This is a genomic window from Bacillus sp. FMQ74, from assembly GCF_001875785.1.
Taxonomy (GTDB): Bacteria; Bacillota; Bacilli; order Bacillales; family Bacillaceae; genus Bacillus; species Bacillus stercoris.
In genome coordinates, this window is the sequence record NZ_MOEO01000005.1 from 239,973 (window position 1) to 257,061 (window position 17,089).

General features: G+C 43.2%; 21 protein-coding genes. 1 reads left to right on the forward strand and 20 read right to left on the reverse strand.

Annotated elements, in window-relative coordinates; translation table 11 throughout:
• Positions 1-53: 53 nt before the first annotated feature.
• The 19 genes from aroH to BLL41_RS12230 all read right to left on the reverse strand — a co-directional run bounded on the left by aroH (position 54) and on the right by BLL41_RS12230 (position 15,775).
• A complete protein-coding gene (gene aroH, locus BLL41_RS12135; protein WP_071578032.1) occupies positions 54-437 on the reverse strand; it encodes a chorismate mutase in 384 nt (127 codons plus the stop codon).
• Positions 434-1,522, reverse strand: a complete 1,089-nt coding sequence (aroB, locus tag BLL41_RS12140; RefSeq protein WP_071578033.1) for a 3-dehydroquinate synthase — start codon at positions 1,520-1,522, stop codon at positions 434-436. The genes aroH and aroB overlap by 4 nt, the downstream gene beginning before the upstream one ends.
• Entirely contained in the window at positions 1,522-2,694 is a 1,173-nt protein-coding gene (gene aroC / locus BLL41_RS12145) for a chorismate synthase (protein WP_071578034.1), read from the reverse strand. Before aroC ends, aroB begins: the two co-directional genes overlap by 1 nt.
• 74 nt (positions 2,695-2,768) lie before the next feature.
• Entirely contained in the window at positions 2,769-3,539 is a 771-nt protein-coding gene (gene cheR, locus BLL41_RS12150) for a protein-glutamate O-methyltransferase CheR (protein WP_071578035.1), read from the reverse strand.
• Positions 3,540-3,775: 236 nt separating this feature from the next.
• Complete coding sequence (gene ndk, locus BLL41_RS12160) at positions 3,776-4,225, reverse strand: nucleoside-diphosphate kinase (protein WP_010886554.1); 450 nt, start codon at positions 4,223-4,225, stop codon at positions 3,776-3,778.
• Between the two features lie 115 nt (positions 4,226-4,340).
• Complete coding sequence (gene hepT / locus BLL41_RS12165) at positions 4,341-5,303, reverse strand: heptaprenyl diphosphate synthase component II (protein WP_003246013.1); 963 nt, start codon at positions 5,301-5,303, stop codon at positions 4,341-4,343.
• Positions 5,304-5,328: 25 nt separating this feature from the next.
• The gene (gene menG, locus BLL41_RS12170; RefSeq protein ID WP_071578037.1) at positions 5,329-6,030 is read right to left on the reverse strand and encodes a demethylmenaquinone methyltransferase; all 702 of its coding nucleotides are present in this window, start codon (positions 6,028-6,030) and stop codon (positions 5,329-5,331) included.
• A gap of 6 nt (positions 6,031-6,036) precedes the next feature.
• Positions 6,037-6,792, reverse strand: a complete 756-nt coding sequence (hepS, locus tag BLL41_RS12175; protein ID WP_014664416.1) for a heptaprenyl diphosphate synthase component 1 — start codon at positions 6,790-6,792, stop codon at positions 6,037-6,039.
• A gap of 163 nt (positions 6,793-6,955) precedes the next feature.
• A complete protein-coding gene (mtrB, locus tag BLL41_RS12180; protein WP_003230576.1) occupies positions 6,956-7,183 on the reverse strand; it encodes a trp RNA-binding attenuation protein MtrB in 228 nt (75 codons plus the stop codon).
• 21 nt (positions 7,184-7,204) lie between these two features.
• Positions 7,205-7,777, reverse strand: coding sequence for a GTP cyclohydrolase I FolE (gene folE / locus BLL41_RS12185; RefSeq protein WP_003225516.1), 573 nt, complete (start codon positions 7,775-7,777; stop codon positions 7,205-7,207).
• Positions 7,778-7,964: 187 nt separating this feature from the next.
• Positions 7,965-8,243 (reverse strand): non-specific DNA-binding protein Hbs, encoded by a 279-nt coding sequence (gene hbs / locus BLL41_RS12190; protein ID WP_003153447.1) that lies wholly within the window; start codon positions 8,241-8,243, stop codon positions 7,965-7,967.
• A gap of 374 nt (positions 8,244-8,617) precedes the next feature.
• On the reverse strand, positions 8,618-10,096 hold the full coding sequence (spoIVA, locus tag BLL41_RS12195) for a stage IV sporulation protein A (RefSeq protein ID WP_003230572.1): 1,479 nt from the start codon (positions 10,094-10,096) through the stop codon (positions 8,618-8,620).
• A gap of 182 nt (positions 10,097-10,278) precedes the next feature.
• Complete coding sequence (locus BLL41_RS12200) at positions 10,279-11,013, reverse strand: hypothetical protein (protein ID WP_071578038.1); 735 nt, start codon at positions 11,011-11,013, stop codon at positions 10,279-10,281.
• A 21-nt stretch (positions 11,014-11,034) separates the two neighbouring features.
• Positions 11,035-11,238, reverse strand: a complete 204-nt coding sequence (locus BLL41_RS12205; RefSeq protein ID WP_071578039.1) for a DUF2768 domain-containing protein — start codon at positions 11,236-11,238, stop codon at positions 11,035-11,037.
• 337 nt (positions 11,239-11,575) lie between these two features.
• Positions 11,576-12,613, reverse strand: coding sequence for an NAD(P)H-dependent glycerol-3-phosphate dehydrogenase (locus tag BLL41_RS12210; protein ID WP_071578040.1), 1,038 nt, complete (start codon positions 12,611-12,613; stop codon positions 11,576-11,578).
• Between the two features lie 17 nt (positions 12,614-12,630).
• On the reverse strand, positions 12,631-13,941 hold the full coding sequence (gene der / locus BLL41_RS12215; RefSeq protein WP_014480134.1) for a ribosome biogenesis GTPase Der: 1,311 nt from the start codon (positions 13,939-13,941) through the stop codon (positions 12,631-12,633).
• A 153-nt stretch (positions 13,942-14,094) separates the two neighbouring features.
• On the reverse strand, positions 14,095-14,289 hold the full coding sequence (locus tag BLL41_RS12220) for a capping complex subunit for YIEGIA (protein WP_024715236.1): 195 nt from the start codon (positions 14,287-14,289) through the stop codon (positions 14,095-14,097).
• Positions 14,286-15,179: a YIEGIA family protein gene (locus BLL41_RS12225; protein WP_071578041.1), complete on the reverse strand. Its 894-nt coding sequence runs from the start codon at positions 15,177-15,179 to the stop codon at positions 14,286-14,288. Before BLL41_RS12225 ends, BLL41_RS12220 begins: the two co-directional genes overlap by 4 nt.
• A complete protein-coding gene (locus BLL41_RS12230; protein WP_071578042.1) occupies positions 15,176-15,775 on the reverse strand; it encodes a YphA family membrane protein in 600 nt (199 codons plus the stop codon). Before BLL41_RS12230 ends, BLL41_RS12225 begins: the two co-directional genes overlap by 4 nt.
• 79 nt (positions 15,776-15,854) lie before the next feature.
• On the opposite strand from BLL41_RS12230, the gene BLL41_RS12235 reads away from it, so the two are divergent.
• Positions 15,855-15,986 carry a YpzI family protein gene (locus BLL41_RS12235; RefSeq protein WP_003225499.1) on the forward strand — a complete coding sequence of 44 codons (132 nt, stop codon included), beginning with the start codon at positions 15,855-15,857 and terminating at the stop codon, positions 15,984-15,986.
• A 42-nt stretch (positions 15,987-16,028) separates the two neighbouring features.
• Here BLL41_RS12235 and fni read toward each other — a convergent pair whose 3' ends face one another.
• Positions 16,029-17,078, reverse strand: a complete 1,050-nt coding sequence (gene fni, locus BLL41_RS12240) for a type 2 isopentenyl-diphosphate Delta-isomerase (protein WP_071578117.1) — start codon at positions 17,076-17,078, stop codon at positions 16,029-16,031.
• Between the last annotated feature and the right edge of the window lie 11 nt (positions 17,079-17,089).

Genomic DNA, 17,089 nt, shown 5'->3' on the forward strand with positions numbered 1-17,089 from the left:
ATTCTAATCGCTTTATACACACTCTTGTGTATTTCTAAGCTGTTCTTATCGTATTACAATTCAGTATTTTTTGTCAATGATAAATCAGGCCTCAATACAACAGCTTTTTCTAAATATACATGTCTGATCTGATCCTGAGGGACATCCGTCTGGACCGTTATCATGACTCTTATGCACTTTTTCAGACCGCCTGTTACGTCCATTTCCTGCATACATGTTACCGGTACATACTGCCATCCTGAAAGCTCGCGAACAGCTTTTGCCGGGAAAACAGAGTGCAAATCAGGTGTAGCCGAAAGAAGCATTTGAACAACATCTTCCGGTTTTGTTTGATTTTCTTCTATGATTTTCTCTAACAGCTGTTTTGTTTTTTGTAAAATTTCTTCTTCGGTATCCCGTTCAACTGTAGTTGCTCCGCGAATTCCGCGAATCATCATGATGTCTCCTCCAATCGCCATTTGTTCAGCCAGCTCTCAAGTTCATTTCTTGAAAATGTGTGATCAGCAACTTTCCCTAATTCGTTGAGCACAATAAACTGAATCTTCCCGCCTCGGGTTTTCTTATCATTCATCATACGGTCCAAGAGAACCGAAGTTTCCGTCTCTTTTCTGATTTGACTTGGATAACCCAAACGTTTTAGCCAGCTGACCAAACGTGTTCTGTCCATTTCACAGCCTGCAGTCTTTTCGCTTATATATAAAGCAAACTGCATTCCGAGGGCTACGGCATCACCGTGAGTGATCTGCCCGTAGCCATATTCCGCCTCAACGGCATGGCCGAGCGTATGCCCAAAGTTTAAGTAAGCTCTTATCCCCTCTTCTTTTTCATCCTGCTGAACGACAGACGCTTTAATTGAAATGCCTTTAAAAATCATGTCATTCAGCTGATCATTAGTGATGTCACGAAGTGAGCGGATATTCAGCAGCTCTTCCAGAAACGCTCTGTCGTAGATAAAAGCGTGTTTAATCACTTCTGCCATTCCGGACCGAAGTTCTTTTTCAGGCAGAGAACGCAGGAAATCTGTATCGTAGAGCACTGCTTTCGGCTGGTAAAACGCACCGATTAGATTTTTTCCAAGCGGATGGTTCACGGCTACTTTTCCTCCGACTGCGCTGTCATGCGCCAAGAGCGTCGTGGGCATTTGGATGAAATCAATGCCGCGCATAAAAGTGGCAGCCACAAAACCGGCAAGATCCCCTACAACACCGCCACCGAATGCGATGATACAAGAGGAGCGATCCAAATGAAAACGAATCGCTTCACTCTGCAATTTCGTATACACGTTCATGGATTTCGCCTGCTCTCCACTCGGTACCGTCACTTTTTTCACAGGCCACTTTTCTTGCAGCAAATGAAGCATTTCATCACCATACAGGCGGTCCACCTCTTCATCCGTAACAAGCATGATCCTTGTTAAAGGCCTGTTTAAGGAGGTTAATAGATCGCAAGCCTTTTTTCTGATGCCTTGTCCGATAAAAACAGGATACGACGAAGAAGCAGTTTGAACATGCAGTGTCTTCATTAAAATTCCCTCGACAGTTTTCTCATATTCTCCACATTTTCTCTAATGCGGTCGATTTGATCTAATCCGAATTGTTCAACGACTGCGTTCGCAATTTCCCAAGCGACAGCCGCTTCAGCTACTACACTTGCCGCAGGAACAGCACAGCTGTCTGAACGTTCAATGCTGGCGGAAAACGGTTCTTTCGTTTCAATATCGACACTTTTCAGCGGTTTATACAAAGTCGGAATCGGCTTCATGACTCCGCGGACAACAATCGGCATCCCTGTTGTCATGCCGCCTTCCAGTCCTCCAAGTCTGTTGGTAGCACGGGTGTAGCCTTTTTCCTCGTCCCAAATGATCTCGTCATGGACTTCACTTCCATTTCGGCCTGCCGCCTCAAATCCGATCCCGAATTCAACACCTTTAAATGCGTTAATTGACAGTACAGCTGCAGCAAGCTTGCTGTCCAGTTTGCGGTCATAATGGACATAGCTGCCCACGCCTACCGGCATTCCCTCGACAATGACTTCTACAATTCCGCCGATGGAATCTCCGTTTACCTTCGCTTCATCAATGGCAGCCATCATTTTTTTGCCTGCCTCTTCATCGTAGCATCTGACAGGAGATTCCTCCGTTACACGCTGCAGGTCTTCAATTGACGTATATGCAGTTTTTTCAGCTTTAACTGCACCAATTTGCAACACGTGGCCCGCCACCTTAATGCCAAGCTCAGAAAGAATCTTTTTAGCAACAGCCCCTGCCGCCACTCTGACAGTTGTTTCCCTTGCTGAAGAGCGCTCAAGCACATTTCTCATATCACGATGATTATATTTAATCGCGCCATTTAAGTCAGCGTGCCCAGGTCTCGGTCTGGAAATTTGGCGCTTCATTTCCTTTTCTTCATCTTCTGTAATCGGAGCGGCACCCATAATTTTTGTCCAATGCTTCCAATCGTTATTTTCAACAACGAGAGCAATTGGTGAGCCGAGTGTACGTGCATGGCGCACCCCACTCATAATTTTGGCCTGGTCTTTTTCGATCTGCATGCGACGGCCGCGGCCGTGGCCTTTTTGGCGTCTGGCAAGCTCAAAATTGATATCTTCCTCCGTTATGTAAAGCCCGGCAGGCACACCTTCAATAATGGTTGTCAGTTGGGGGCCGTGTGATTCTCCGGCTGTTAAATATCTCATGACTTCTTCTCCCTTCATCGCATTAACGCTTTTAAGTAAGACTACTATAACATATTTTTCAGCAAAAAGTCAGTCTATCTTTTTTGATAAAAGAATGTATCGGCTGGAGCCAGGCCAAATTTCTCAGGGTTGAAGATTTGTTCGGTGCTGCCGACAAAAAGAACTCCATTCTTTTTCAAGCTATGTGCCATTTTTAAATAAAGCTCTTCCTTCGCGCTTTCTGTAAAGTAAATAAATACATTGCGGCACACGATTAAGTCAAAGTCTTGTTCATAACGATCCGCCAGCAGATTGTGCTTTTTGAATGTAATATTCTTTTTGATTCCCGGTTTTACTTCATAACTTCCATTTGCGTTTTGAGTAAAATAACGATCCTTCACTGATAACGGCACTTCCTGTAAAGACCGCTCCTGATAGACACCTTTTTTCGCTTTTTCCAATGCTTTTTCATCAATATCCGTCGCCAAAATCTGAAAGCCGGGAAGACCTTTTTGCTGGTCCAAAAGCATGGCAAGCGTGTATGGCTCCTCACCTGTTGAACAGGCGGCACTCCAAATCTTCAAAGGCTTAGAGGTCTTGATTAACGGCAGAATAGCAGTCTCAAGAACTTCCCATCTTTTATAATTACGATAAAATTCTGAAACATTGATCGTCATTCTGTCCAATGTTTCATTTAAGAGAGCTTGATTCTTTTCCAATGCCGCCGCAAATTCCTTAAAGCTTTGGAACCCCTTTTTCTCATAAAGTGATGTTAGCCTTCTCTTCATTTGTGATTCTTTGTATAGTGTCAAATCGACTCCGGTTAATTGTTTCCATTTCGTTGTAAAAACGCTGTATGTATCCATCTCTACTCTCCCAGTCTCGCTGTCTTTTTGTCCTAGTATAGCTTGTTTTATCAGGAAATTGTATTGTTTCAATAAAAAAATCAGCTTTTCAGCTGATTTTAGATCGTTGGGAAAGGCAGAGGTCTGATGCACACTGCCATTGAACCCTTTATTCACTTTAATGTAAACCTTTACAAAACAGTTCAAAAACCGGCGGCGTTATATAATGCCGGCTCTGTTACATATTTTCACAATGATTAATAGATCCAGCCTGCCATAAGCTGCTGATATGACACTAATTCTTCATTCTTAAAGAAAATGTTAATCTCGCGTTCTGCACTTTCGAGAGAATCAGAGCCGTGGATGATGTTTTTCCCGACAAACATGCCATAATCTCCCCGAATCGTACCAGGTAAAGCTTCTTTAGGATTTGTCTTTCCGATCAGCTGTCTCGTCACTTCAATGACATTTTCGCCTTCCCACACCATTGCAAATACAGGTCCTGAAGTTATAAACTCAACGAGCTCTCCGAAGAAAGGCTTCCCTTGATGTTCGGCGTAGTGTTTCTCAGCCATTTGTTCAGTCACTCTCATTAACTTGGCACCAGCTAATTGTAAGCCCTTACGTTCGAATCTAGATAAAATGTCCCCAATGAGCTGACGTTGGACACCGTCTGGTTTCACCATGATAAAAGTCTTTTCCATCATATTCTCCACCCCATCATTATGTATGTATAGGCTTTCACACTGCACACCGAAATCGTAACATCTTTCTGATAATTAATCAATCCGGGGCGGAGAAATTTCTTAATATCTACAAAAATTAAAATTTTCTTTTACCGATATATTTTGCGATGGCTGCAAGAGACGAGCGCGCGCGACCTCTGGGAAGCGTGTTTAATTTCTGGAAAGCTTTCTGCAAATACATTTCGCTTACTGCCATAGATGCTTCAATGGCATCCGTTTTTTTGATTTCTTCAATGATTGGTTCAAGCTGTTCCTGCGTTGTCTCACTGTTAATCAATTTAAGCTGGTTCTTTAATGCTGGATTTTTCAGGGCATACAGCACTGGCAATGTGACGTTCCCTTGAAGCAAATCTCCTCCAACGGGTTTGCCCAGCTCTTCTTCAGTTGAAGTGAAATCAAGAATATCATCAATAATTTGATAAGACATTCCGACGTAATATCCAAACCAGTACAGCGCTTTATGAATCTTCTCATCAGCGCCAGACGCAATGGCACCGAGCTGGCAGCTGACCGCAATCAAGAGAGCCGTTTTTCTTTTAATACGGCGGAGATATGTTCTGAGATTTTGTTCCATGTTGTATTTGTCTTTGATCTGCTCGATTTCACCTAGGCAAACTTCAACGATCGTCTGCGACAAAATCCTATGGGCTTTCGGTTCGTTAATTCTCGTCATCATTTCAAGAGATCCCGCAAGCATATAATCGCCTGTGTACATCGCAATACGATTGTCCCACTTTGCTTTGATTGTCGGTTTCCCTCGGCGAAGCTCCGCATCATCAATGACATCATCATGAACCAGAGATGCCATGTGAATCATTTCCAGAGTGACAGCCACATATTTAATCTTATTAATATCGTAATCGCCAAACATGCCTGAAAGCAATACGAAAACAGGCCGAATACGTTTCCCTCCGGCCTGCAGCAGGTGAAGACCAGCCTCGCTTAAAAGCGGATAATCGGAACGTACGGTTTGTTCAAGTTCTCTTTCGATTACATCAATATCGTCATTTAAAAAAGAGTAGGCCATTTTAAATTTCATATCATTCACCCAAACATCTGTGTTTTCATTTCCATCCGATATGCGTGGCAGCGACTCCGCCAGTAAACGAATGATATTTAACATTTCTCAAGCCCGCCTCTTCAAACAGGCCTGCCAGTTCCTTCATTCCAGGGAATTCTCTGGCTGATTCTTGAAGCCAAGAATATTCTTTATAGCTCTTCGCAAACAGTTTTCCGAAAAACGGCATAATGTACTTAAAGTACATAAAGTAAGCCTGTCTGAATCCGAACATTTCCGGTTGAGACGTTTCAAGACATACAACCTGGCCGCCCGGCTTCACTACACGTCTCATCTCTTTCAATACAGTCAAGTAATCAGGGACATTGCGGAGTCCGAAGCCAATGGTGACATAATCAAATGTATCATCATCAAAAGGAAGCTCCATCGCATTTCCATGCAGCAGTTCAATTTGGCTGAATCCGCCGTCTTTTACTTTCTGCTGGCCGACACTCAGCATATTTTCACTGAAATCCAAGCCCTTGATCTCGCCGCTTTTGCCGGCCGCTTTTGCAAGAGCGATCGTCCAGTCAGCCGTTCCGCAGCATACATCGAGTGCTTTGGCGCCTTCTTTTACATCCATGATGCGCATCGTTTTATCGCGCCATTTTTTATGCTGCTGAAAACTGATGACAGAGTTCATTTGGTCATAGTTTTTATATATTTTTTCAAATACTCCGTGTACGCGCTGTTCTTTTGAGTCCTGCATAATGGTTTACCCTTCTTCCACTTTCTGATGATAGGTTTGATCTTGGCTGATTGTCTTCAGACGGTTTAATAAAATGTTCTGAATAGGAGAATTTAGAGGCAAAAGTGACTCAACGCTGTTTTTCGCTTTTTTAAAACAATCTTCTAATATCTCTTCTTTTGTTTTTCCAAGCTGTATAAAGCTGCCGATCACGTCCAGAAATGTATCATTCCCGTTCATAAGCCGCTTAAATACAAAAAAATCACTCGACAGCTTTTTCCAGCGCGGAAGGTTGAAGTGTTCTGCCACACGATGGAATAAAGCTGATTCAACGATGCCGACACTTTCGAAAAAATCGTTTTCGTCCTTGAAAGAACGGTCATATAGACGAATTTTATGTTCATTGATTTCTTTGATAGCTGTAGCAAGCGTCCGAATCATGTAGATATCCTTCATTTCAGATAGTAAAGAGTAGTACAGTCCGCTGAAATAATCGCCCGCGAGAACAGTCAATTGGCGGTTTTTGTTTTCGTCTCGTTTTATGACTCTAGCTGTCGTCACTTCATCATGGGTATCAAGGGCGCTTTGTACAAGCATCGCTGTTACAATATAATTTTCTCTGTCGTTGTTTTTTATGTCAGCTTCTTCAAATAAAGCATGAAAAAGAAGAAGCTTATCCTCATCAATTTTCGGCGCAGAAATATGCTTCGCTAAATAAGGATGAGACAGCTTTTGTTTTAATTTTGTGTTCAAATTGGCTAAAGTTCCGTAGATGTCTTGCAAAAATATCACCCTTGTCCCCAAATTCACATTTATTTCTTAATCTATGTATGAGTCTTATCTTTTCATTCGCTTATGCAGATACCATTATAGCATAAAAAAAAGAAATTGGCTGTATCCTCCCGCTGTTTGCGAGCATTTGCTTTTAACAGCGGGGACAGCCAGCTTATTTTTTTTCGCTTTTCATTTCTCCGTACGCGGTTTGAATCAGCGCCTCTCCTCTGACTTTGATAGCAGAAGTATGCTCTGTAAATTGAGCGATGATCACTTCTCCCTTGTCGAGTTTTTCGGAATGGTGAAACTTTGTGTCTGTTCCTCTTGTCAGGCCGATCACATTTACTCCATCCTCAACCGCTTTAATGACGACAAAATCACTTGAATGCTTTTGATTCATTTATAGCACCCTCTATCTTTATTAGTCCTGACGTTTAATATGCTCCAATACTTCTGCACGGGCAGCGGCATCATCTTTAAAAACGCCTCTGACTGCTGAAGTGACAGTTTTTGCACCCGGTTTTCTTACACCGCGCATCGTCATGCACATGTGTTCCGCTTCAACCACAACCATTACGCCATGCGGATCAAGCGTTTCTACGATGCTTTCCGCGATTGTCGAGGTGATGCGTTCCTGAAGCTGCGGGCGCTTTGCAACGGCTTCAACGGCACGTGCCAGTTTGCTGAGTCCTGTGACCTTTCCGCCTCGCGGTATATATGCAACATGTGCTTTTCCATAAAAGGGAACCAGGTGATGCTCACACATAGAATGAAACGCGATATCTTTTACAAGAACAAGCTCCTCATGGTTTTCACCGAAGATAGTCTGGAAATGTTCTTTTGGATCTTCATTCAAGCCGGAGAATACTTCGGCATACATCTTTGCGACTCTTTTCGGAGTATCAAGAAGCCCTTCTCTATTCGGGTCTTCTCCGATCGCTTCTAAAATTTGACGAACAGCTTGTTCGATTTGCTCTTTATTAACTTCTTTCATGTTCTATGTCCTCCACCAATGAATACATTTAATTTCGATTCTAGCACACATGCCCCGCTAAAAGCAAAGTGAATGCCCTGTCAGGAAGCCCATGCTCTTGAAATATGAAAAGCCCCTTAGAAAGGGGCTTTTCTGTGAAGAAATAAAGTGTATGTAAGCTAGATGCATACACGATCTATATTCACAATTATTTTCCGGCAACTGCGTCTTTAAGCGCTTTACCTGGTTTGAAAGCAGGTACTTTGCTTGCAGGAATTTCGATTTCTTCACCTGTTTGAGGGTTGCGTCCTTTACGTGCAGAACGTTCACGCACCTCGAAGTTACCAAAACCGATCAGTTGGATTTTATCACCGTTTTTAAGTGCATCTAAGATCGTATCAAAAACAGAGTCAACTGCTTTTGTAGCGTCTTTTTTAGACAATTCGCTTGCTTCTGCAACCGCATTGATAAGTTCTGTTTTGTTCATGCCTTTCACCTCCTCCCAAAAGGAATACATTCAGTTCGTTTATTATCATTTCTTCACAGTTCAGTCTGATTCTAAACCTGTCTCAGAAAAAAATAAGAGCAGGCAAGAGAAAGACAATTAAACGGCTTTTTAAGAAAAACTGCACTCTGAGGAATGTTTGTCCAACAAAGTGAAGAATTTCTGTATGTAGAGTAACACATATAAAAAGCCATATCAAGCATTTTAAAGCGTCAATCCCTTGCTCGTCAAGGATTTAACGTGATTTACCGAACAAATATTCCTTTTTTTCCTTTTTTCATCCTATTCCTTGATCCTTTTCCATTATTAAGAGCAAAGAAAAAAGACCTCCCATTCTATAAAGAGGTCTACCGGTATTACAGGATAATGGCGATTAAGCCGCCAGAGCCTTCGTTTATGATTCTTTCTAACGTTTCTTTTAATTTATACCGTGCGTTTTCAGGCATGAGTGACAGTTTCGCCTGAATCCCTTCTCTCACAATTGAGCTCAGCGACCTTCCGAAGATATCGGAATTCCAAATGGAGAGCGGATCATCCTCAAAGTCCTGCATTAAATAGCGTACAAGCTCTTCACTTTGTTTTTCCGTTCCGATAATTGGGGCGAATTCGCTTTCGACGTCGACTTTGATCATATGGATCGACGGAGCGACAGCTTTCAGCCTCACACCGAATCGCGAGCCCTGCCTTATAATTTCCGGTTCATCAAGACTCATATCGGCTAAAGCAGGCGCTGCTATGCCGTATCCGGTCTGTTTGACCATTTTTAAGGCATCAGACACTTGATCATATTCTGTTTTCGCATGGGCGAAGTCTTGCATGAGCTCAAGCAGATGGTCTCTTCCTCTGATTTCAACGCCCACAACTTCTTTCAGGATTTGATCATACAAATGATCCGGCGCGTACAAATCAATTTCTGCCACCCCTTGGCCCAGCTCAATTCCCGCTAAGCCGGCACTTTCAATGAACTCAAACTCGCTAAATTGGCCGACAACCCTGTCTACGTCCCGGAGCCGTTTAATATCCTTAACCGTTTCCTTTACGGACTCCTGATAGCTTTCACGCAGCCAATGGTTTTCTTTCAGCACCATTACCCAGCTTGGGAGATTGACATTCACTTCAAGCACCGGAAACTCGTAGAGGGCCTCTCTGAGCACACTCAGCACATCTGATTCCCGCATGCTCTCTACACTCATTGCCAATACCGGGATATCATATTTTTCGCTTAAATCTTGGCGCATAGCCTCCGTTTCCGGGTGGTACGGCCTGACTGAGTTGATGACCATAATAAAGGGTTTGCCAACTTCTTTCAGCTCTTCAATGACTCTTTCTTCAGCCTCTATATAGTCACTTCTGGCGATATCTCCAATGGTGCCGTCTGTCGTAATGACAACTCCTATGGTCGAGTGTTCTTGAATGACTTTTCGTGTGCCGATTTCAGCAGCCTCATGAAATGGGATCGGTTCTTCGTACCAAGGCGTGTTGATCATCCGCGGCCCGTTTTCATCTTCATACCCTTTAGCGCCGGGCACTGTGTAACCTACACAATCTACTAATCTTATATTCACATCGAGTCCGTCTGACACATGAACAGACATCGCCTGATTCGGAACAAATTTAGGCTCTGTAGTCATAATTGTTTTGCCGGCTGCGCTCTGCGGCAGTTCATCCTGCGCTCGGGCCCGGTCTGCTTCGTTACTGATATTCGGGAGCACCACAAGCTCCATAAATTTTTTAATAAACGTGGATTTTCCTGTACGGACAGCACCTACGACTCCTAAGTATATATCGCCTCCTGTTCGTTCAGCGATATCCTTGAAAATATCGACCTTTTCCAAGTGATCCCCTCCCGGACTTCCTATCCTTATCAATTTTATTAAGCTCTTTCAATCAAACACAGGACACTATATGTGTATGACGTTGTCCTATTTGAATATGACATCTTTAGAAAATTTCTCATCCTCAATCTATTAAAGTATAAAAAAACCTTTCTCCCTATTTGTATGCAAGGGAGAAAGGTTCATTCCTTTTTCATATCATTTTCTAAAAAAACAGGTTCCTGCTTGTCATTTACCGTATATTTCACAGAAAACGCGGGGACAAAGGGGGTTTCTTGCCAAATTATATCCTGGATTTCAGTCCCGGGTTTAAATGTTTTTTTGCTTTTTTTGAGGCAAGAAGCCAGCTCAGTCCGGTAATCGGCATATATTTCTCCGTCTCCGTCAATCATAAGCGGCAAGGAATCCCCTGAGATTGGGCTTGTCACTGTAAGAGAGCTTCCATCCCCCAGCTTCTTCTCATCGAGTGTAAATAAATCATGAGATAGCACATCCTTGTAAGGCGGATATTGATGCTCCTGACGGTACATTTGGATACGCAATTTCACATCGCGAATTTGTTCAGCCATCTTCAGATCAATTAATTTAACAGTCGGATCGTTCTCTACGTCAACAAGCACGTATTGATAGTCTCCCCCGCTTTCATATGCCGTACTCGGAGGTTCAGCTATGTATCTTGGCGCTAACCGGTTAAAGTCTATCGGATATTTTTGATATAGCGGTGTCGACATATCTTTGGTTTGAATCGGAAGCAGCCCTCCATTTGCCTTTTGAAATTCATCAACAGCAGACTGAACCTGCTGTAGCTGGTCTTGATAAGGAATGGCATGCACACTGCTTTTCCGTTCATTCGGATACAAACAACCGGATAAAAACACGACTGCCGCAAAAATGATAGCGCACTTCAGTTTACCCATACAGCACTTCCTTTTACAGCTTTATTCATTGACAGGGCCGCTAAAAACCACGACAAACACAATAATTCCAGATATGAGCATACACATGTAAGCGAATGATGAAATCGCAATCTTCAAAAAACGGTTTTGGCACTTAAAGCGACTGAAATAGATGGAAGCGACAGCCAGAAACATCAAACCCATAGACCCTAGAGCAAACCACATTTTCATCAATGCCAGATTCAATGACGTGCGCCTCCCCGATATGTATGATGTAAGCGTTATATTTTATTTTAATATACAGCACCGGAAAAGATCAACCAGATTTTCCATCCTTTGATAGAACAAAAAAACTGAAGCAAAGAGGGGGACCTTCGCTTCAGTCAACTTGACTATATTCACCTGCACGTTTAAGAAACACTCTCTTGGACTTCGATGCTATAGTATGCGACTTGGCATACAGATGCATCCTCTATTGCCTAAATCGGCAAAATGTTTCAGGAGATCCCAAGACTTGGGTATTCTTCTGTTTTTCGGGCTTTCGTTCAATTAAGATATGCGATTCACTATACGATTGACACTTTTACTTCACTTGATTTTCAAACGTATTTACCAAATCCTCCATCTCGTGGGTTTTTCCTCTCGCCATTAAAGATTCAACAGCGGTTTCAACTTTTTGTCCGTTGAATAGTACCTGATGGAGCGCCTCTGTAATCGGCATTTTGACATCATATTTCTTTGAAAGCTGGTAAGCCGCCTTCGTCGTGCGGACGCCTTCGACTACCATTCCCATCTCTTCAAGAACGTCTTCAAGCTTGTACCCTTTTCCGAGCAAATTGCCCGCACGCCAGTTTCTAGAATGAACACTTGTGCACGTCACAATTAGATCGCCTACTCCTGTCAATCCAGAAAACGTCAAGGGATTCCCGCCCATTTTCGTTCCGAGTCTCGCGATTTCGGCAAGTCCGCGCGTAATCAAAGCAGCTTTGGCGTTGTCGCCGTACCCTAAACCGTCTGTAATTCCTGCTGCAAGGGCGATAATATTTTTTAAAGCCCCTCCAATTTCAACTCCGATAACGTCAGGATTTGTGTACACACGAAAATTGTGATTAATAAATAGATCCTGAACCTCTTCCGCTGCTTTCATGCTTTTTGAAGAAGCAGTAACAGTTGTGGGGTGCCGCAACCCTACTTCTTCCGCATGACTCGGACCGGAAAGGACAACGATATCTTTTCTGACATCACTCGGGAGCTCTACTTCCATAATTTCAGAAATACGCAGGAGTGAATCCGGCTCTATACCCTTGCTGACATGCACAAAGACAGCCTTTTTCGTTATAAAAGGGACAGCTTGCCTCAGCACTTCCCGAATCGCTTTTGTCGGGACCGCAACGATAATGACATCTGCGTCTGACACAGCCATCTTCATATCCGTAGTTGCCATTATTGATTCTGGAAGCTTGACGTTCGGCAAATAATCTTTGTTTTCATGCTGATCATTGATTTGTTGGATCAGATCTGCACGGTGCCCCCACATGGTTACCTCGTGATGATTATCAGCCAACACTAAAGCCAGTGCTGTCCCCCAGCTTCCCGCTCCGAGCATTGTGACTTTTTTCATATTTGCTTCACACCTTTTTATTTTCTAGCTCTTGCAAATATTTTGATTGGTGTCCCCTCAAAACCGAATGCGTCTCTGATTCGGTTTTCTAAAAACCGTTCGTATGAAAAATGCATCAATTCCGGATCGTTTACAAACACAACGAAGCTTGGCGGCTTTACCGACACTTGGGTCGCATAGTATATCTTCAAACGAGAACCGTTATGAGTTGGTGTCGGATTCATTGCCACAGCATCCATGATGACATCATTTAAGACGTTCGTTTGAACTCGAAGTGAATGATTTTCACTTGCTTTGATAATCGCAGGCATCAGCGTATGGATCCGTTTTTTCGTTAAGGCAGACATAAATAGGATTGGCGCATAATCCAGAAATTGAAAATGATCGCGAATATTTTCTTCAAATTCTTTCATCGTGCTCTCATCTTTGTCAACAGCATCCCATTTGTTTACGACGATTACGACGGCCTTGCCCGCTTCGTGTGCATAACCGGCGATACGCTTGTCCTGTTCAATAATGCCTTCTTCGCCATCAAGCACAACCGCCACGACTTCTGAGCGGTCAATCGCTTTCAGCGCCCGCAGTACACTATACTTCTCAGTCGTTTCATAGACTTTCCCTTTTTTTCGCATACCTGCAGTATCGACAATGACAAACTCCTGCTGGTTGTAAGTAAATGACGTATCAACAGCATCTCTTGTCGTTCCAGCCACGTTGCTGACAATAACGCGTTCTTCGCCGAGCATTGCGTTCACAAGTGAGGACTTTCCGACATTCGGACGTCCGATCAGACAGAATTGAACAACTTCCTCATTGTATTTCGTTTCTGGAATGTTTTTAAAATGCTCTGCAACGGCATCCAGTAAATCACCCAATCCGAGTCCGTGTGTTCCCGAAATTGGATACGGCTCGCCAAAGCCTAGCGAATAAAAATCATAAATATTCGCTCTCATTTCTGTGTTATCCAGTTTATTAACCGCTAAAACAACAGGCTTTTTTGTGCGGTACAAAATTTTCGCTACTTCTTCATCGGCAGCTGTCACGCCTTCACGGCCGTTCACCATAAAAATGATCACGTCCGCTTCATCCATGGCGATTTCAGCTTGCTGGCGAATTTGAGCTAAGAACGGCTCATCACCGATATCAATACCGCCCGTATCAATCAAATTAAAATCATAATTCAGCCATTCAGCCGAGCTGTATATCCGATCCCTTGTCACGCCAGGGGTATCTTCTACTATTGAAATTCTTTCTCCCGCAATCCGGTTAAAGATTGTGGATTTTCCTACATTTGGTCTCCCGACAATGGCTACGACAGGTTTACCCATAGTACCCTTCCTTTCGATCCAGCCGCTTTCATTTTTACATAAATTTTCAACCGGTTATTAAAATCATTTCATTCACTTTTATGAAAAGAAACCCTTCAGAGGAAGGGCTTAACTCATTTATTATATCAGTTTTTACTGGGATCACAACTATTCTTAAAAATGTTTCACGATCAAATACACGTCATCTCCGATTCTATGCGCTATTCCATCAAGGATCGCCTCAAGATTTTTAGCGAAAAGCTCCATCTCCTTTTGGTCATTGCAAAAAAAGACAGGCGCTCCCCCTGCAGCCCGGTTCCGGTTCGTCGTGATTACAGACAATATCACATTCGTGAGAGATTCACTCATCCTATCACCTTGTCCTGATTTTTGATAAATTCTGTCGGCATTCTAATCGCATTTTCCAGGGTTGGAACATTGCTAATAATCTGTACTGCCGTTTCGGGATGGTGAATTTGCGGAAGAACAAAGACTGCAACTCTCCCGTCATTTAAATCCCGTTTTGCAATAGGTGTCAGTGACGGCTCTCCTGAATCTCGATAAACCCCGAGCACATTGGAAACATCAAATAAAATGGCCTGGCGCTGCCCTAAATTGGCTATTGTCGCTGCTGAATTAAAGTTTTTTGGAGTCAAAATAAAGCCCATGCCATGCTTTAAAATCAGTTCCTGTTTCTCTGGAAGCCCGATATTCATCATATAAATATTATCAACAAACAAACCCGGACCGTCAAAGCGCGGCTTTATGTACTCGATGTCTACAATATCCTTCAACACACTGCCAGACATGAATTTCATGGCCAGTAAAAAACAAACGACAGCCGCTATGACTGCAGCCCAGATGGATAAAAACACATACGCGGAGGTTGTCAAAAGTGCTGTGAAGATCACAATATAATTTCTGCTTTCAAACGCAATGGCAATCCCCTCGATATATGTGCTTCCCCTCGAGACAAGTTCATACGAATCCATTTGCGTCAATGTGTTCCGCTCCATGTTTCGAACATCTCTAAATTGCGTCGCTGCCAACGTTAAAAATGTGATGGCCGTAAATTCCTGCTGCAAAAGCGCCGGCATAATAATTGCACCTAAACCAGCCGCTATCATCCCCAGTGCGATATGAATCACTTTCCCATGAACATAGGTCGGATACTGGCGATAATCCGTTTTCAGCATATAAAGCCTTGTTGCAATTCCGGCAATGACCCCCGCAATAATCGGATAGATGTAATCACTCATGACATTTTGGTAGCTCCTTTGTTTGATCTTTTGCTTTTCTGACCAATCTGGCTTGCGAGCTGTTCGTATTTAGATATGCCAAACAGCAATATCATCCCCGCAGAACACGCATTCAGCCATTGAAAGCCGCCGACAGCCAAAGCCCCGGCCAACTTCTGAATCACAAATGAATACACCAGTTCGCCTTGGCACATCCCAAGGACAAATAAGGAAAGCTGCTTCTCAAAATCCCTTTCAACAGAAGCTGTCAAAAGCACTATTAATATAACGGCAGCCCACTCAGGTTTTATGATGAACCAAACCGGGTCATATAATGCAAAAAGATAAACAAACGCATACGCGGCAACAAGCGTCAGACAGACTAGAATGTAACGGAAACGATACATTCCCAAATACCCGGCATAGACACACCCGCAAACGAAAAACATCATATATGCAGCATTAAGGGAAAAATATAAAGCGATGTCATGTATGCTAAGAATAATATTAGTTAAAATAAAGACAGAGACGGCAAATCGTCTTTTTGTCTTTTCGATAATAAATGTTGTAAGAACCCACAGAAACCACATTGACCAATAGTAATAAAATTGTTCCATTTTACACTTCCTCCATATTCCCAGTATGGAGTCCAAGCGCATTTTTTAAACAATCTATCTCACATTAAGGAGTATGATCATGGGAAAAGACAGACAGGAGAAAAAACTTAAAGCTTCAGGCAGAGTCGAATCAGACCGCGACCAGTCCATTCACTATGACGGAGCGACAAGCCTTGAACAAAACGGAAGATTCAAAAAACGAAAATCATAATACGAAAAGCCCAAACCACATATGGTTTTGGGCTTTTATCATTTATCGCACACTATAGCTTGATGTATTGACCCCTCTTTCTGTGAGCCAATGATGGGTTTCACCTTTGATCACAAGAGGCGCCTTTTGTAAATCGGCAATCGTACTGGCGCCCAGCACGGTCATAATCATCTTTAATTCCTCAAGGATCAGCTGAATCTCCTCAAGCAGTCCTTCCTCACCACTGTCAGTCAGCGCTTTTAAAAAATGCCCTGCCATTCCGGTACAAGAGGCCCCCAGCGCAATTGCCTTTGCCACGTCAAGTGCATCCTGCAGGCCGCCAGAGGCGATCATGGTGCTTGCGGGAAACTCAGAGCGGATTTCCGCCAAACTTGCAGCTGTTGAAATGCCCCACGAATTAAAAAAGGTGATTTGCTGCTGCCTTCGGAGATTTTCAATTTTCGAGAAATTTGTCCCCCCGTAACCGCCAATGTCAACAGCTGCAGCACCAGCTTCATACAGCTTCCCTGCTGATTCTTTGCTCATACCGAATCCGACTTCTTTCACAATGACTGGTACACTGACCTGACTGCAAATTTGTTCAATACGTTCCAGTGCGCCGCTAAAACTTCTGTCTCCTTCAGGCATCACAATTTCCTGAATCACATTGAGGTGTATCTGAAGTGCGTTTGCTCCAATCATCTCAACTGCTTCCTTTGCTTGGGCAGCCGTTGCCTCGCTTCCCAGGTTGGCAAAAATCAGCCCGTTTGGGTTTTCCTTTCGAACAATTTCATAGGAAAGACGCTCTGATGGATCTTTTAATGCTGACATTTGCGATCCCACAGCAAGGGGAATTCCAGCCTGAGAAGCCGCTCGCGCAAGCGATTTATTAATCTCATATGTAAGTTTTCCGCCGCCGCCAGTCATTGCATTGATAAAAATCGGCGAACTGCTTGAAAGTTCGCCGATTTTTGTGGAGATATCTACTTGTTCTAATGCAATATCGGGCAGACTGACGTGAACAAACGTAATATCATCAAGACCTGTTTCCCGCTTTTGGCCGGTGGACAAGGCATGATTGATGTGTTGTCTCTTTCGTTCTGCTCGAGTCACGTTTATCACCA

Bases quoted from the DNA above. Each gene is read 5' to 3' on its own strand.
- aroH (WP_071578032.1), bottom strand. From the start codon at position 437: ATGATGATTCGCGGAATTCGCGGAGCAACTACAGTTGAACGGGATACC.
- aroB (WP_071578033.1), bottom strand. From the start codon at position 1,522: ATGAAGACACTGCATGTTCAAACTGCTTCTTCGTCGTATCCTGTTTTT.
- aroC (WP_071578034.1), bottom strand. From the start codon at position 2,694: ATGAGATATTTAACAGCCGGAGAATCACACGGCCCCCAACTGACAACC.
- cheR (WP_071578035.1), bottom strand. From the start codon at position 3,539: ATGGATACATACAGCGTTTTTACAACGAAATGGAAACAATTAACCGGA.
- ndk (WP_010886554.1), bottom strand. From the start codon at position 4,225: ATGATGGAAAAGACTTTTATCATGGTGAAACCAGACGGTGTCCAACGT.
- hepT (WP_003246013.1), bottom strand. From the start codon at position 5,303: ATGAAATTTAAAATGGCCTACTCTTTTTTAAATGACGATATTGATGTA.
- menG (WP_071578037.1), bottom strand. From the start codon at position 6,030: ATGCAGGACTCAAAAGAACAGCGCGTACACGGAGTATTTGAAAAAATA.
- mtrB (WP_003230576.1), bottom strand. From the start codon at position 7,183: ATGAATCAAAAGCATTCAAGTGATTTTGTCGTCATTAAAGCGGTTGAG.
- folE (WP_003225516.1), bottom strand. From the start codon at position 7,777: ATGAAAGAAGTTAATAAAGAGCAAATCGAACAAGCTGTTCGTCAAATT.
- hbs (WP_003153447.1), bottom strand. From the start codon at position 8,243: ATGAACAAAACAGAACTTATCAATGCGGTTGCAGAAGCAAGCGAATTG.
- BLL41_RS12200 (WP_071578038.1), bottom strand. From the start codon at position 11,013: ATGGGTAAACTGAAGTGCGCTATCATTTTTGCGGCAGTCGTGTTTTTA.
- BLL41_RS12210 (WP_071578040.1), bottom strand. From the start codon at position 12,613: ATGAAAAAAGTCACAATGCTCGGAGCGGGAAGCTGGGGGACAGCACTG.
- der (WP_014480134.1), bottom strand. From the start codon at position 13,941: ATGGGTAAACCTGTCGTAGCCATTGTCGGGAGACCAAATGTAGGAAAA.
- BLL41_RS12220 (WP_024715236.1), bottom strand. From the start codon at position 14,289: ATGAGTGAATCTCTCACGAATGTGATATTGTCTGTAATCACGACGAAC.
- BLL41_RS12225 (WP_071578041.1), bottom strand. From the start codon at position 15,179: ATGAGTGATTACATCTATCCGATTATTGCGGGGGTCATTGCCGGAATT.
- BLL41_RS12230 (WP_071578042.1), bottom strand. From the start codon at position 15,775: ATGGAACAATTTTATTACTATTGGTCAATGTGGTTTCTGTGGGTTCTT.
- BLL41_RS12235 (WP_003225499.1), top strand. From the start codon at position 15,855: ATGGGAAAAGACAGACAGGAGAAAAAACTTAAAGCTTCAGGCAGAGTC.